Here is a 13,612-nt window from a genome sequence, read left to right as displayed (position 1 = left end):
AACCGGTAGAGCCGGCCGCTGGCCGGCTGCTCAGGATCCCTTGGTTGCCGGCCAGCGGCCGGCACTACCATCAGATGTGCCCAACCATCGCCGGCGCGTCCATCACGGGTCAATTGCCGACCATGCGGCCATCCACCACGCGCGCCACCTGCTGGCCGAACATGGCCACATCCTGCGGGTCATGGCTGATCAACAGCAGCGGAATGCCGGTCCTGTCCAGCACGGTCTCCAGCTCCTGGCGCAGATGATGGCGAAGATCATGGTCCAGCGCGGAAAACGGTTCATCCAGCAGCAGCGCCTGCGGCTGTGTCACCAGCGCGCGCGCCAGCGCGGTACGCTGGCGCTGTCCGCCGGAAATCTGTGATGGCAGCAGATCGCCCACCGTGTCGATGCGGAAGGCGTGCAACCACTGCTCCACTGCATCGAATCGCTGACCCACGCGCGGATTCAACCAGCCCTTCTGCAGCCCGAACGCCACGTTCTGGCGCACGCTCAGGTGCGGGAACAGCGCGTAATCCTGGAACACGTAGCCCAACCGGCGGCGCTGCGGCGGCAGATCCACACCGGTGGCCGCATCGAACAGGGTCTGTCCCTGCACGCGCACATGGCCCTGGCCCGGCCGCAGCAGGCCGGCCACCGCCTTCAAGGTCAGGCTCTTGCCCGCGCCCGAGGGCCCGAACAGCACCACCTGGCGTTGCGTGCACTGCAGCGATACGTCCAACACGAAATCCTGGCCGGCCGCCTGCAGGCGGCGCTGCACCTGCAGGTCAAGCCACATCGCGCAGCTCCCGGCGACGCCCGCCTACCAGCCGCGCGGCCAGCAACAGGATCACGATGCATACCACCGAGGTCAGGATCACCAGCGCATTGGCCTTGCCGTCCTGTCCGGCCTGCACCGCCTCGTAGATGGCGATCGACAACGTCTGCGTGCGGCCAGGAATGCTGCCCGCCACCATCAGCGTCGCGCCGAACTCGCCCATCGCGCGCGCAAACGCCAGCAGCAGGCCGGCGAGGATGCCGCGCCAGGCCAGCGGCAACGTGATGCGGAAGAACACCGCCGCTTCGGACACACCCAGCGTGCGTGCGGCCTGCTCCAGCTGCCCGTCCACTTCCTCAAACGCCGCGCGCGCCGGCTTGAACACCAGCGGCAACGAAGCCACCGCCGCCGCGATCACCGCCGCCTGCCAGGTGAACACCAGGTTGATGCCGAACCACGACTGCAGCCACGCGCCGATCGGGCCGTTGCGACCGATCAGCACCAGCAGGTAATAGCCCAGCACCGTCGGTGGCAGCACCATCGGCAGGGTCAGCAGCGAATCCAGCAGCTCACGGCCGGGAAAGCGCCGACGCGCCAGCAGCGCGCCCAGTGCCACGCCCAGCACCAGATTGATCGCGGTGGCCCAGCCGGCCACCTTCAGCGACAACCACAGTGCGCTCCAGTCGAGATCCATGCCTCAGGGCTTGCCGAACCCGTGCTTGGCCAGGATCGCCTGGCCCTGTGCCGAACGCACGAAGGTGGTGAAGCGCTTTGCTTCGGCGGGCTGCGCGCTGGCCTTGGTCACCGCCAGCGGATAGGCAATGCGCCCCGCCACCGGCACCGCGAAGGCGCGGCGCACCCGATCAGGCATTGCCTGCGCATCGGTGGCATAGACGAAGCCGGCGTCCACTTCGCCGCGCGCCACGTAATCCAGCGACTGGCGCACGTTCTGCGTGGTGATGGTCTTGCCCTGCACCGACGGCCACAGGCCTGCCGCTTCCAGCGCGCCCTTGGCATAGCGTCCGACCGGCACGCTGTCCGGGTTGCCCAGTGCGATGCGCTGCACGCCGGCACCGGCCAGATCCTTCAAGGTACGCGGCGCGGCCTTGGCCTGCGGCGGCACCACCACCCACAGCGCATTCACCGCGAACACCTCGCGGGTACCGGCCGCCAGCAGATCCTGCTGCTGGGCCTGGTCCATCGTGGTTTCATCGGCCGACGCGAACACATCCACCGGTGCGCCACGGCTGATCTGCTGCAGCAGCACGCCGGATGCGGCGAAGTTGAAATCGACCTTGGTTCCCGGGTGCGCCCTCTCATACGCCGCGCCCAGCTCGCGGAAGCTCTCGGTCAGGCTCGAAGCCGCCGACACCGTCAGGTCGGCCGCCCAGGCCGGTACCGTGGCCAGCAGGCCCAGCCACAACAATGCCGCTCGCTTCATGCCCAGCCCCCTGCCTGATCAGTCCAGTCCGGCGTCCCGGGCTACGGCCAGTTCCGCCAGCCGGTCCGGGTCCAGCAACAGCATCTCACGTTGGTTCACCGCAATCACACCGTCGTCGCTCAAGCGGCGCAGTACCCGGCTCACCGTCTCCGGCGCCATCCGCAGGTAGTTGGCGATCTCGGTGCGGGCCATGCTCAGGTTGAAACGGGTGGCGGAGAATCCGCGCCGGGCATAGCGCTCGGAAAGATCCAGCAGGAACGCCGCCATGCGCTCCTCAGTGCGATGGTTGGCGGCCAGCGTGGCCACCTTGCCGATCTCGGCGCTGAGCAGGCTGAACAGCCGCGCCTGCAACCCCGGCATGCGCGTGGCCAGCAGGCTCAATCGCGGAAACGAGATCCGGCACAGGTAGACGGTGTCCAGGGCCACGGCGTTGCAAGGGAAGCGCGCGCCGTGGATGGCATTGAGCCCGATCACCTCGCCCGGCAGGCTGAAACCCAGCACCTGCTCGTTGCCCTGGCTGTCATCGACGAACGTCTTGACCATGCCGGCACGCACCGCGGCGATCGAGTCGAACGGATCGCCGGCACGGAACAGGTAGTCGCCGGCCTGGAACGGGCCGACGTGGTCGACCAGCACATGCAGCTCGCCCAGCGCGGTCTTGTCGTAGCCCTGCGACATGCAGGCGTCGGAGAACGCACAGGTGCTGCAGAAGTGCAGCGCGTCTCCGTCATCGGCCGCTGCCGGATTGGGCGTGGCCGGCCGGGACGCAGAGGGAGCGGAGGGGTTCACAGGCATTGCAGCGAGGCAGGAACGAAGGCCCTCATCATACGACAGCGCACCGCCCGGCCCTGCGCAACGTGCACCTACTCTGGCGCGGGTTCGGAACGCCGCTGCGGGCCACGCTGCCGCATGCTGTCGCGCACGTCCACGTCGAACTGCAGCTGCAGCATGCTGTCGTCATCCAACGCGATACCGAAGCCCAGCCCATCCCGGCAGGGCAGCCTGCCCGCCAGCGACTCAACGGCCTGGCGAGGCAGTACCAACCGGCAGAATGTCCCGCCATCGAGCAGCACCGCCTGATCGCCGGCATGCAGCGACAGCGCCACGCCCCAGCCACCGCTGCCACCAAAGCGCGTCAGGTTCTCCACTGATTCGCCGGCCAGCAATCCTGCCAGTTCTTCTTCATCCACGCGCAGGCGCATCGATTGCTGTTGCAGCTGGACCTTCATGCTGTGATGGACTCCCATTCCGACGGGGTGTTGCAGTTGAGCAGCAACGCCTGATCCTCCGGCGCCAGTGGCATCCGTGTCACGCCCAGGCGTTCCTGCAGGGCGCGCAGTGAACGGCGCGCCGTCGGATCATCGATCAAGGCCTGCAGCACGCGGCGGCAATGATCATCGATCTGCAACCGCATCGGCAACGGTTCATCGTCGAATACCGTGCAGGCACGCCCTTGATCGGCCTGCAGCCGCTGCAACAGCGCGGGTGTCACCCGCGGCGTATCGACCGGCACCACCCAGGCGGGGCCGTCTGGCATCTGCATCGCCACACTGTAGAGGCCGCCCAGTGGGCCGCAGCGTGCGACCCGGTCCGGGATGCCACCAAAAGCTGGGTAGTCGCCGCTCACCCATACCCTCCCGGCGCCGGCCTGCAGCAGCAGGCCGCGCATGTGTTCCAGCAGCGTGCGGCCGTGCCAGGGCAGCAGCGCCTTGTCGCGGCCCATCCGACTGGACAGGCCGCCGGCCAGCACGATGCCATCAATGGGCATGTTCGTGATCGTGCGCATGGTCATGGCCGGGTTCGCCGTCCGCATGGCACAGGCTGCAACCCTCGCTCCACGCGCTGTCGCCGTCCTCGTAATGCTCCTGCTTCCAGATCGGGCACTGGTGCTTGACCACTTCAATCAACTGCCGGCAGGCCCGGAACGCTTCGTCACGGTGCGGGCTGCCGGCGGCCACCACCACCGCCACATCGCCGATGCCCAACCGGCCCTTGGCATGCGCTACATACAGTTTCAGCTTCGGACCGAACGTGGCTTCGACCTCGGCGGCCAGCCGCTTGAATTCGTTCAGCACCAGCGGTTCGAACAGATCGTAGGTGATCCCGGTCACTCGCCGGCCCACATTGACGTCGCGCACCTTCCCGATGAACACGTCGATGCCGCCGAAGCCCGGATCGGAAACCGCCGCGATGCCCTCGGCCGGATCGATTGCCGCCTGCGCGCGGTCCACGACCTTGGCGATGATCGTCTCGCTCATCGCTCAGCCCCCGCTCACCGGCGGCAGGATCGCCACCCGGCCATCGTCGGGCAGCGCCTCGTGGTCGCGCAGCACGCGTTGCTGATCGGCGAATGCCGAGTAGTCCAGCAGGCCCGCGCGGAAACCCGGCCAACGCAGCGGCAGCAGCTCTCGCAGCGCCTGGCGCAGATCGGCCACGGTGCCACCGGCTACATCCACGGCGATCTCGCGGCTGGCATCCAGATCGGAAAACGCACCGAACAATTGCAGATTCACCTGTCTCATCACGGCTCCTGGCTCGCCAGCTGCACAGGGTCCTGATGACCCCAGCCCTGCACACGCACTGGCGTGCCGGCAGGGGCGAGACCGCCCTCGCCGTCCAGCACCACCCAGGCATTGGCCTGCAGCATGGACATCAAACGGAACGACTCCTGCCCAGCCAGCACGCGCGCACTCAGGCGGCCCTGCGCGTCCACTTCCACCCGGGCCCGCGCATGGAAGCGCAGGCCCGGCGGCGTGCGCACGTCGGCCTGCAGCGGCAACATCAGCACCTGCTCCGGTGCCAGCCCCAGCAGGCGGCGCAGCACCGGCTCGACGAAGAAGCGCTGGCCCACCGCAGCCGACACCGGGTTGCCCGGCAGGCCGAAGTACAGCGCGCCATTGGGCAGCACCGCGAACAGCAACGGCTTGCCAGGACGGATCGCCACCTTGTGGAACACGATGCGCGCACCTCGGCCACGCAGCGCGTCGGGAATGAAATCGTAGCGGCCGGCCGACACCGCGCCGGTGCTGATCAACAGCTGCGCACCCGCGTCCAGCGCTGCATCCAGTACGGCATTGAAGGCGGCCACCTCATCGCCCACCGTGCCCTGCCAGACCACCTCGGCACCGGCGGCCTGAAGGCGGCCGACCAGGTATGGCCGGTTGCTGTCACGGATCTGCCCGGATTCCAGCGCCTGCGCCGCCTCGGTCACCAGCTCCTTGCCGGTGGCGATCACCGCTGCCTTTGGCCGCGCCACCACCGCCACCTCGCCCACGCCGATCGCATGCAGCAAGGTGCGCGCGTTGACGTCCAGCACCTGCCCGGCCTGCAGCACGCGCTCGCCGTCGCTCACATCCTCGCCACGCAGGCGCACATTCTGGCCGGGCTTCACCGTGCCCTTCAGGGCAATGCGGGTCGGGCGGCCGTCCTCGCTGGCGAGGATCTCCACATTCTCGACCGGCACCACCGTATCCAGCCCAACCGGCATGCGCGCACCGGTCATGATTTCCCAGGTACCCTCGCCGCCTTCGGCACCGGCATCGCCGGCCGCCTGCCAGCCCTGCACCGCGAATTCGGTACCGGCCTCGAACGCCGTACCGTTGGCGCGCAGCGCGAAGCCGTCCATCGCCGAATTGTCGAACGGCGGCAACGACTGCCCGCTGTGGATGTCACTGGCCAGGGTACGGCCGCCGGCCTCGTGCAGCGGCAGGCGTTCGGCCGGCAGCGGCGTGGCCGCGTCCAGCAGGTGCTGCAAGGCATCGCTGTAGGGGATCATGCGTGGCCATCCCCCTCGACCATCGCCAGGGCGTGGCCCAGTACCGGCGCCAGGATGTCCAGGCACTGCGCCGCCGCCTTCGGGCTGCCCGGCAATGCAAACACCAGCATGTTGCCCAGCTGCACCACCTCGGCGCGGCTCAGCCAGGCCATCGGCGTGTGCTGTGCGCTCAGTGCCCGCACCATCTGCGCCAGGCCATGCACCGGCCGCGCATTCAACGAACGCAGCGCCTCCGGGGTCAGGTCACGCGGGCCCAGCCCGGTACCACCGGTACACAGGCACAGGCGCACGCCCTCGGCGGCCAAGGCCTGCAGGCGGCCCGCCAACGGCTCGATGCCATCGGGCAGTACCTCGGCGGCCACCACCTCGCCCCCCAGCTTCTTCAGCCCGGTCACCAGGGTCGGGCCGGAGACATCTTCATAGGTGCCTTCGCTGGCGCGATCGCTCAGCGTGATCACCGCGCAGGCCGCGCCTTCCAGGCCCTTCGGCGCACGCGGCTTGAACCGCTCACGCTCGGCCTCGTCCATGCCGTCCGGGTGCAGCCAGACACCGCGCTTGCCGCCCTCCTTGAACAGCAGGCGGATGCCTTCGATGCGCAGGGCCGGTTCCACCGGCTTGCTCAGGTCGTACAGGGTCAGCAGCGCCGCGTTGACGCCGGCCAGTGCCTCCATCTCCACGCCGGTGCGCGCCTCGCTGGCGCACTCGCACCACACGCGGATCGCCTGCCGTTCCGGTACCGGCGCGCAGAACACCTGCACCAGTTCCAGCGGCAGCGGATGGCACAGCGGCATCAGCATCGACGCCATCTTGGCGCCCTGCAGACCGGCAATCTCGGCCATCACCAGCGCATCGCCCTTTGGCAGGCGGCGCTCGACGATCAGCGGATAGGCCACTGGACCGGCATGCAGCTCGCCCACCGCCACCGCACGGCGGCGGCTGATGCGCTTGTTGCGCACATCGGCCATGTGGAAGGCCGCGTTCAATTCCCCACTCATCGTGTTGCTCATCCTCCGATGGAGGCCAGGTGCGGGGTCAGCCCGGTCTGGCCCTGGTGCAGTCCATGCCCGGCCGCTTTCAGGCCAAGCTGGGTGGTGATGCGTGCCAGCAGCGCGTCGTGGTCCTCATCGCGCTGCAGCAGCGGGCGCAGCGGTACGCCGAACTCGCCGAACAGGCACAGCCGCAGGTCGCCCTTGGCGGTCACCCGCAGGCGGTTGCAGCCCTTGCAGAAGTCACGCGAATACGGGGCGATGATGCCGATGCTGCCGCGATGGTCGGGGTGGCCGAACTCGCGCGCCGGGCCGGCGTCGGCCGCGCGCGGACGCTGGTGCCAGCCCGCGGCCAGCAGCTGCTCGACCACCACGTCGGCGCGCAGGTGGTAGCGCTGGAAATAGGCTTCGTTGTCGCCGGTGCGCATCAGCTCGATGAAGCGCACGCTGAAGGGGCGGTCACGCAGGTAGTCCATCCACTGCGGCAGCTCGTCGTCGTTCAGGCCCCGCAGCAGTACCGCGTTGAGCTTGATCGCCGGCAGGCCCAACGCCTGCGCCAGCGCCAGGCCCTGCTGGATCTCCGGCAGGCGGTCGTGCCCGGTGATGGTGTGGAAACGCTCGCGTTGCAGGCTGTCCATGCTCACGTTCAGCGCGGTCAGGCCGGCCCGGTGCCAGCCCGGCAGGCGCCGCGGCAGCAGCGTGCCATTGGTGGTGATGGCCACCTTGCGGATGCCCGGCACCGCCGCCACGGTGGCGATGATCTCGTCCAGATCCCTGCGCAGGCTGGGCTCGCCACCGGTCAGGCGGATCTTGCTCATCCCCAGCGCCGCAAAGGCCCGCACCAGGCGGCCGATCTCCTCCACCTGCAGGAAACGCGGGTGGCCATCGGCCTGGTACCCGTCGGGCAGGCAGTAGCTGCACCGGAAGTTGCAGGCTTCGGTGAGCGACAAGCGCAGGTACGGAAAGCTGCGTCCGAAGCTGTCGGTGAGTTGGCTCATGGCTGTTCCGCCTCCTGGTACCACCCTGCAGCCCTGCCCCTGAACGGGTTGTCGACCCCAGCCCGCAGAGTGCGCTGGGGCGTTGAAAGCGTCAACCCGGGAGGCACGCAGCCTGAATTGGTACCGCCTGTCGCGATAGGCCCTCCGCGCCCGTCCCGTTCGCCGTGACAACCTCGACACCTGTCGCAGATTGCACGCTGCGGGCGGATCACTACGCCAGCCAGCACTGGCGGGGCTTAACAGCGTAGGACAATGTCAAAAGCGTCTCCAATCGAGTGATGTTTGCAACTCTTCTGATTGGCATTGCACAGCGCCAGGGGCTCAGATGGCGTGCCACCGGAAAAGCGTGGCCGGGCTTCGAACACCCGAGTTGATGTTGATGTATGCGCTTGCCAGCCGGCGCCACCTTAGCGTGGCGCCGGCTGGCAATCCGTCTGCCGGCTATGGCGGGCGGTGCGTGGGGGCCTTCGGGCCCGCCGGACTGACATCAACCCGGTGTTCGAACCACGTACCGTCCGCCACTTTTATGGGTGGCGGCTACCGATTGCCCTGCACGGAGCCTTGCCATGAACGAATCGGACTTCCCGCATCTGCACGCCTACCGCAGCACCGCCGGCGACGACGGTTCGCCACAGGCTAAGCCAACAGTGGACAGGAACACCTTCATTGCCAATCTCCACCGCATCGGCTCCGGTGCGGCGGCCGACGGACAACCCTGGCCGGAGCGGCATCAGCTGCCCGGGCGCTGCCTGGCCCTGGCCGACGCCGATTGCGCGTTGACTGGGTTGCGGGTGGTGCTGGAAATGCTGCTGGCAGCCGAACGCACCCGGCAGAACGGCGAACCCGGGCAGTACGTGGGCGACCGCGTGATGGAGGGGTTGGTCATGGCCTGCCAGTCGTTGTGCGCCCAGGCGGTAGGGCGGTTGCAGCCCGAAGGGTGAATGCCATGTGCAACGGACTTCAGCGAGGATCGCCTCCCGCCCGACACGCCGTCGGCGCAGCCCCCTTGTTCGGGGGAACCGCGTGTACATTCCAGCGATCTGCCAAAGCGCGTTCGACGCGGAAAGAGAATGACCATGCCTCGGCGGGCATCTTCCCTTCAGAGAAGCCAATAGCTATCTCGAAGCGATCCAATCCGAGGTTCCCCGCCTCCAGTCCCGAGCCATCTTCCCGCTTCACTCCGATGTAGACGACAGGGCGTTGCACGTCCACCTTTGCCCTGGCAAGCTGGCGATCCAATTCAGCGCTGCCATCGAAGAACTGCATTCCTTCGTCCTTGGCGATAGAGCTGAGGGTCTGCTTGAACCGATTCACGCCCTCTTGGTCATGCACGCAGAACTGGATCATCTTGAAGGGCCGCTTTCCTACAGCCCATGCGCCGCCAGAGAATCCAAGTCCGACTCCAATCAGAAGTAGTGCTGTCAGGATCCTCACCATCATCAAGGTCCCAATTTGCAGAGTGTGGCGGCCAACGTCGCCGCAGGGCCAAAAATCATGACCCCAAGGATATCTCCGCTCGGTCTTCTCAGGCGCCTTCCCCCGGATGAGGGAGACCTTGTCGGGGGTGAGGAATCTGGGCACGGAATGTCCTTCAGGGCACTGCACCCGCCATCGGCAGATGCTCGATCCGCCATGTCCTGGCGTAGATCAGAATGACGCTACCGGTCGAGGTGGTCTCGATACGAAAACACTTCAGGCCGGACAGCGGATAGCCGACCGCCTTCCAACGATCAAGAAGATCAGCGAGTCCCGGCTCGTCATCGTCGACCCTGGCGAACTCTATTCCCTCCTCCCCCAGTACGCCGAAGTTCATGAGCGCAGAGCACCCGTACGCTTCCGGGAAGCAAACGATTGACTCCCGACCGTCCGGCCAGCGCACGTGGACCTTTACCTCATCGCATACGCCTGGATTCCTTCTATCGATGTTGATAGCCAGCAACGTGGCATCACACCATTCGAGCGCGTTGAAATCCTTCATCTACTGGAATCCCCCAAACCCATACAACAAAACGACCGAATCACCGCCGTCATCATTGCTGCGGCGTGTACGGGGAATTTCTTCAGCCTCGCAACGCCCTACTTCACGCAAGACGCCTTCAACGCGTGCCTAGCCTGTGCTGATCCGACATTGGCCGACACCAGCTGATCGACGAGTTGACAAGGGATTCTCTGTTCCGCGTGCATAGGGACGACAAACAGATCCCCATTGTCCCTCATTGTGTCCAACGCAACCCAAACCCTCGCTTGCGCGTCTATAGAGAACCCGGCGAGCAGATGCCCGCCCCCTTCTTCATAGATCAGGTCGCCAACCGGCTGGCGTCTGTACTCCAGCTCTGCTCTCTGCAAAGCGGCATAAACCGGCTTCTCGCCCAGCTCACCTCGATGGAGTTTGCGAAATGAAAACAGCGCCGCACCCGTGAGAAGGATGAAGAGCAACACGCAAATGAATCTCATGGACTAGATTCCCCATCAGAGCTCTGGGATGCGCGAGGACGATCGCCGGTCACCGCTCCTGAAGCTCCCCAAGATTGAGATCCCGGGCATAGGACCGCCGACTACTGATCTGCACCGGCTTGGATGCGAACCTCCGGCCATCCCTGCATTCGACGGCGAATTGGTAGCTTCTGGGTTTCGGCCCTGCAACGACCATCATGGGGACCGAGAATGTGCTTCCAACCGGTTTCGACGAGACTACACCTTCGTCCTCCCCGAGCATACTCAGCTCACAATCTAGAGCGCGAACGTCACCCTGACCTGGCGGCACGCTTCCCGAGACGCGCACGACCATATCGCCACCCGATGTTGCACAGCCCGCCAGAACCAGACCGGTAATGACAGCGGCGGCATACCTCACCTTCGGCATCCCCGAATTCTCAGTACGCACTGCGACGTCTACGCCGATGGCCATTCAGGGACGCATCAATCTCATCAATAGATACCCGCCATGATACGAATGTAGTCGTCGAGCGAATCCACCCGCCGATCGACTGCAATACCACGTTTTTTTGCGAGCGATTGAAGCTCGAATATCAACACCCCATACCCCGAGTCCCAACCATGATCTTCACCAGGCGACAGTTCCTTCGAAAATCGATCTCCAGGACGGAGCTTCCCGGAGGGCAAACGAAGTTCGTCTGCAACATGCTCCAGCAGCTCCACTACGGTTTCCTGATCCAGGCCACTCTCCGCATAGTATTGGTCATAGAAGCCAGTTGGCGACAGCGCCTCTCTTTCTCTCAGTTTGTCTTTCATTTCCCTTCGCCTCTATCCACCGCCTGCGCTGCAGCCACAATAGACCATGGAGCCGATATCCCATAGGTCCTCCCGCACAGTCGTCACCGCGGCCCAGCAATCTTCCTGCCGAACGCCTGGGTGCTTGAAGCTTGCCGGACCATCCGATCTTCTTACGCGGCCCTCCCATCCGTGAACACGGACAAGTGGCAAGGTCGATTTGACACATACCCGAACCCACACGACGCTCGGCCGGAAAGTGCCGAATCAGGCACCGGGAAAGGAGATCGCCACGTGCCACTCACGCATTTCGCTTACTAGGTGAGACCGCCCAGCCACCTATAACTTTATTCCGCTGTAAACAAGGCCCAGCTCTTCATCGCGCATGACCCAGCGGCCAGCATTTCCCTCCGGACACAGATAGAACTTGCCGCCATAGCTTGATGCTCGCGACCACGCGTTGCGGGCAAACGGAGGAAATCTCCGCATGACTCGCGCGTCGGACATCTCCGGCCTGCTCACCAGCCTACATTCTTCGGGCAAAGCAAGAACCCCGCTGGTCAGGCGGAAAACCAGCCACGATTCATTTGTGTCCATGTCGTGCGACTCGCGTATGTTGACTGCGTCCTCAGGCAACCATGAAGGCAACCATTTCGATTCACCGATTGCTTGTCTTGAGACGGCTTGATTGCGGTCTGCATACTCGGTGCTGGCAACTTCCATGCAACCAGAAAGTGCGATTGACAGCATCACGACTGGGAGCAGCTTGGGAGCGTACATTTGAGGCGTCCAAATCATCAGTAGGGGAAGTTTCCACCGGGACGATAGCTCCCGCACATCTGCGAGCAACTCCCCGTACGACTCATTTGTCCGGATGATCGTCCGAGGCGATTTGCCAACTGATCCGCAGCGGAGTCAGGGGCAGAGTCGCCCTTGATGCTTTGATCGAACCACTCGCGCCCGTTGCTTATGCACTGAGCAGCAGCTGATCCGCCCATACCCTTCTGTGCAGCCTCGCAGTTCGCCATGCAGTGGAAGTACCTATCCTGGCCACCCCATCCGTTATGAGACCCACCAACCACGTGTGTGGCTGACCGTTGATTGGCATACTGCCCGCCGAAGTCGCTGGCTCCCGCGACAAATGCCCCCGGAAAGCCAAGAGCTTCCAATGTCCTATTCACGTAATAGCGCCAATCGACCGTATATGCGCCAGTTTCTGTCACAGTCACTCCAGGCTGGGAGTCTTTCAAACCCAGTGGATCAACGTGCGAAATTGTATTGCCGATTGCATAGGTATAGGTGCTAACACCTCCACCAAGCCCAATTGGATCACTCTGCGAATACCGCCCCACCACCGGGTCGTATTCACGCTGGTAGTTGTAGAGCATCCCACTCGCATCCGTCGCCTGCTGGCCCGGGAAGCGCAGCGCAAGCCCAAACGCCACACCATCGCCATCCGGGTCAGCCCTCGGAATCTGGTTGCCGAACACTTCGCTCTTGTTGCTCCACTCCCAGATCGAGACATTCCGTACCGGATCGATCACCACGCGCGGCGTGCCCAGATGATCCGGCTGCACGTAGGCCAGCTCCGGCACGCCGGTAGCCGGCGTGTTGATCAGTGCCACCGGGTAGTTGTCCAGCCAGATCGCCTGCTGCTGCGCCTGGCCCGTGGCCGAGTAGTTGCCCAGCCACTGCCCCGCCTCGTCGTACAAGGTGATCTGAGCCGCGCCGGCGGCCGGGGAGCGCAACACGCGCTCGCCGCGATGGTTGTAACCGTAGCTTTCCAGCACGGCATTGCCCTGCTTCACCGCATTCATGCGGTTGGCGTGGTGGTATTGCCCGCTGCGTTATGGGTGCGCGCTTTGCCATCCACCGCAGTCAGGCAATGGCTGGTTGCGGGATAGGTGTAGCTGGCGGTGCCTGCCGACGTGGTCGCGCGGTCCGATTACCGGTGGCGTCGTAGCCATAGGTTTCGATCGGGGTGCCGGTCGTGCCGTCCTGGGTCTGGGTCAGGCGACCCAGCGCGTCGTAGGCGTACTTGGCGAGTACCGTTGAGCCTGTGCCGTTCTTCAGCTCGGTGATCGAACCGACCGGGTCGTAGCCGTAGCCCAGCGACAGTCTGCCCGCGGCCGGGTCGTGCACCGCCTGCGGGCGGTAATCCAGATCCAACGGACGCTGCAGCTGGCGGCCGTTGCCACAGGTCCATCCGGTGGCCGGGCCGAAGGCCGCATAGGTCACGTTGTTCACCACGATCTGGCGCGCTTGGCTGGTCCGGGTCAGGCCGATCTGGCTGATGCGCCCCTGGGTATCTCGCACGTGGTCAGCCACGCTTCGAATGTCTCGCACTGACGTAGCAGCATCCTGCCGCCAAAGCCGTTGTCCAGTCCATCTATCAGGGGATTGCGAACCACGTATCGACGACCT

18 protein-coding genes and 1 pseudogene are annotated in these 13,612 nt (G+C 65.2%); 1 reads left to right on the top strand and 18 read right to left on the bottom strand.

Annotation, left to right across the window (positions count from 1 at the left end; all coding sequences use genetic code 11):
* Nucleotides 1-109: 109 nt before the first annotated feature.
* The 11 genes from VG556_RS00260 to moaA all read right to left on the bottom strand — a co-directional run bounded on the left by VG556_RS00260 (nucleotide 110) and on the right by moaA (nucleotide 7,957).
* Nucleotides 110-778, bottom strand: a complete 669-nt coding sequence (locus VG556_RS00260) for an ATP-binding cassette domain-containing protein (RefSeq protein ID WP_032959962.1) — start codon at nucleotides 776-778, stop codon at nucleotides 110-112.
* Complete coding sequence (gene modB, locus VG556_RS00255; protein ID WP_005413347.1) at nucleotides 768-1,451, bottom strand: molybdate ABC transporter permease subunit; 684 nt, start codon at nucleotides 1,449-1,451, stop codon at nucleotides 768-770. Before modB ends, VG556_RS00260 begins: the two co-directional genes overlap by 11 nt.
* A 3-nt stretch (nucleotides 1,452-1,454) precedes the next feature.
* Complete coding sequence (gene modA, locus VG556_RS00250) at nucleotides 1,455-2,198, bottom strand: molybdate ABC transporter substrate-binding protein (RefSeq protein ID WP_100450181.1); 744 nt, start codon at nucleotides 2,196-2,198, stop codon at nucleotides 1,455-1,457.
* Between the two features lie 18 nt (nucleotides 2,199-2,216).
* Entirely contained in the window at nucleotides 2,217-2,993 is a 777-nt protein-coding gene (locus tag VG556_RS00245) for a helix-turn-helix domain-containing protein (protein ID WP_100450182.1), read from the bottom strand.
* Nucleotides 2,994-3,061: 68 nt separating this feature from the next.
* Complete coding sequence (locus VG556_RS00240; RefSeq protein ID WP_014647390.1) at nucleotides 3,062-3,427, bottom strand: hypothetical protein; 366 nt, start codon at nucleotides 3,425-3,427, stop codon at nucleotides 3,062-3,064.
* The gene (mobA, locus tag VG556_RS00235; RefSeq protein ID WP_238381461.1) at nucleotides 3,424-3,990 is read right to left on the bottom strand and encodes a molybdenum cofactor guanylyltransferase; all 567 of its coding nucleotides are present in this window, start codon (nucleotides 3,988-3,990) and stop codon (nucleotides 3,424-3,426) included. Before mobA ends, VG556_RS00240 begins: the two co-directional genes overlap by 4 nt.
* Complete coding sequence (locus VG556_RS00230; protein ID WP_100450184.1) at nucleotides 3,956-4,456, bottom strand: molybdenum cofactor biosynthesis protein MoaE; 501 nt, start codon at nucleotides 4,454-4,456, stop codon at nucleotides 3,956-3,958. The genes mobA and VG556_RS00230 overlap by 35 nt, the downstream gene beginning before the upstream one ends.
* 3 nt (nucleotides 4,457-4,459) lie before the next feature.
* Nucleotides 4,460-4,720 carry a MoaD/ThiS family protein gene (locus VG556_RS00225; RefSeq protein ID WP_005409914.1) on the bottom strand — a complete coding sequence of 87 codons (261 nt, stop codon included), beginning with the start codon at nucleotides 4,718-4,720 and terminating at the stop codon, nucleotides 4,460-4,462.
* The gene (glp, locus tag VG556_RS00220; RefSeq protein WP_100450185.1) at nucleotides 4,720-5,973 is read right to left on the bottom strand and encodes a gephyrin-like molybdotransferase Glp; all 1,254 of its coding nucleotides are present in this window, start codon (nucleotides 5,971-5,973) and stop codon (nucleotides 4,720-4,722) included. The genes VG556_RS00225 and glp overlap by 1 nt, the downstream gene beginning before the upstream one ends.
* On the bottom strand, nucleotides 5,970-6,968 hold the full coding sequence (moaCB, locus tag VG556_RS00215; protein WP_100450186.1) for a bifunctional molybdenum cofactor biosynthesis protein MoaC/MoaB: 999 nt from the start codon (nucleotides 6,966-6,968) through the stop codon (nucleotides 5,970-5,972). The genes glp and moaCB overlap by 4 nt, the downstream gene beginning before the upstream one ends.
* Nucleotides 6,969-6,976: 8 nt before the next feature.
* Nucleotides 6,977-7,957: a GTP 3',8-cyclase MoaA gene (moaA, locus tag VG556_RS00210; RefSeq protein ID WP_100450187.1), complete on the bottom strand. Its 981-nt coding sequence runs from the start codon at nucleotides 7,955-7,957 to the stop codon at nucleotides 6,977-6,979.
* Between the two features lie 566 nt (nucleotides 7,958-8,523).
* On the opposite strand from moaA, the gene VG556_RS00205 reads away from it, so the two are divergent.
* A complete protein-coding gene (locus VG556_RS00205) occupies nucleotides 8,524-8,898 on the top strand; it encodes a hypothetical protein (protein ID WP_049404254.1) in 375 nt (124 codons plus the stop codon).
* Between the two features lie 19 nt (nucleotides 8,899-8,917).
* On the opposite strand, the gene VG556_RS00200 is transcribed toward VG556_RS00205, so the two are convergent.
* The 7 genes and pseudogenes from VG556_RS00200 to VG556_RS00170 all read right to left on the bottom strand — a co-directional run.
* Nucleotides 8,918-9,538 (bottom strand): hypothetical protein, encoded by a 621-nt coding sequence (locus tag VG556_RS00200; protein WP_234413051.1) that lies wholly within the window; start codon nucleotides 9,536-9,538, stop codon nucleotides 8,918-8,920.
* A 10-nt stretch (nucleotides 9,539-9,548) separates the two neighbouring features.
* The gene (locus VG556_RS00195; RefSeq protein ID WP_049404253.1) at nucleotides 9,549-9,935 is read right to left on the bottom strand and encodes a hypothetical protein; all 387 of its coding nucleotides are present in this window, start codon (nucleotides 9,933-9,935) and stop codon (nucleotides 9,549-9,551) included.
* 98 nt (nucleotides 9,936-10,033) lie between these two features.
* Nucleotides 10,034-10,396 carry a hypothetical protein gene (locus VG556_RS00190; RefSeq protein WP_100450188.1) on the bottom strand — a complete coding sequence of 121 codons (363 nt, stop codon included), beginning with the start codon at nucleotides 10,394-10,396 and terminating at the stop codon, nucleotides 10,034-10,036.
* A gap of 489 nt (nucleotides 10,397-10,885) precedes the next feature.
* Nucleotides 10,886-11,209: a hypothetical protein gene (locus tag VG556_RS00185; protein WP_146257718.1), complete on the bottom strand. Its 324-nt coding sequence runs from the start codon at nucleotides 11,207-11,209 to the stop codon at nucleotides 10,886-10,888.
* 318 nt (nucleotides 11,210-11,527) lie between these two features.
* Nucleotides 11,528-11,968, bottom strand: a complete 441-nt coding sequence (locus VG556_RS00180; protein WP_141098601.1) for a hypothetical protein — start codon at nucleotides 11,966-11,968, stop codon at nucleotides 11,528-11,530.
* A 17-nt stretch (nucleotides 11,969-11,985) separates the two neighbouring features.
* Entirely contained in the window at nucleotides 11,986-12,411 is a 426-nt protein-coding gene (locus VG556_RS00175) for a hypothetical protein (protein WP_336884645.1), read from the bottom strand.
* Between the two features lie 21 nt (nucleotides 12,412-12,432).
* Nucleotides 12,433-13,519: pseudogene (locus VG556_RS00170) on the bottom strand (RHS repeat-associated core domain-containing protein); the annotation flags it as partial.
* Nucleotides 13,520-13,612 lie beyond the last annotated feature (93 nt).

Source organism: Stenotrophomonas sp. CASM106, assembly GCF_049384825.1.
Classification (GTDB): domain Bacteria; phylum Pseudomonadota; class Gammaproteobacteria; order Xanthomonadales; family Xanthomonadaceae; genus Stenotrophomonas; species Stenotrophomonas muris.
Note: the sequence above shows the minus strand (reverse complement) of the source record. Positions and strands in the feature narration are given on the sequence as shown.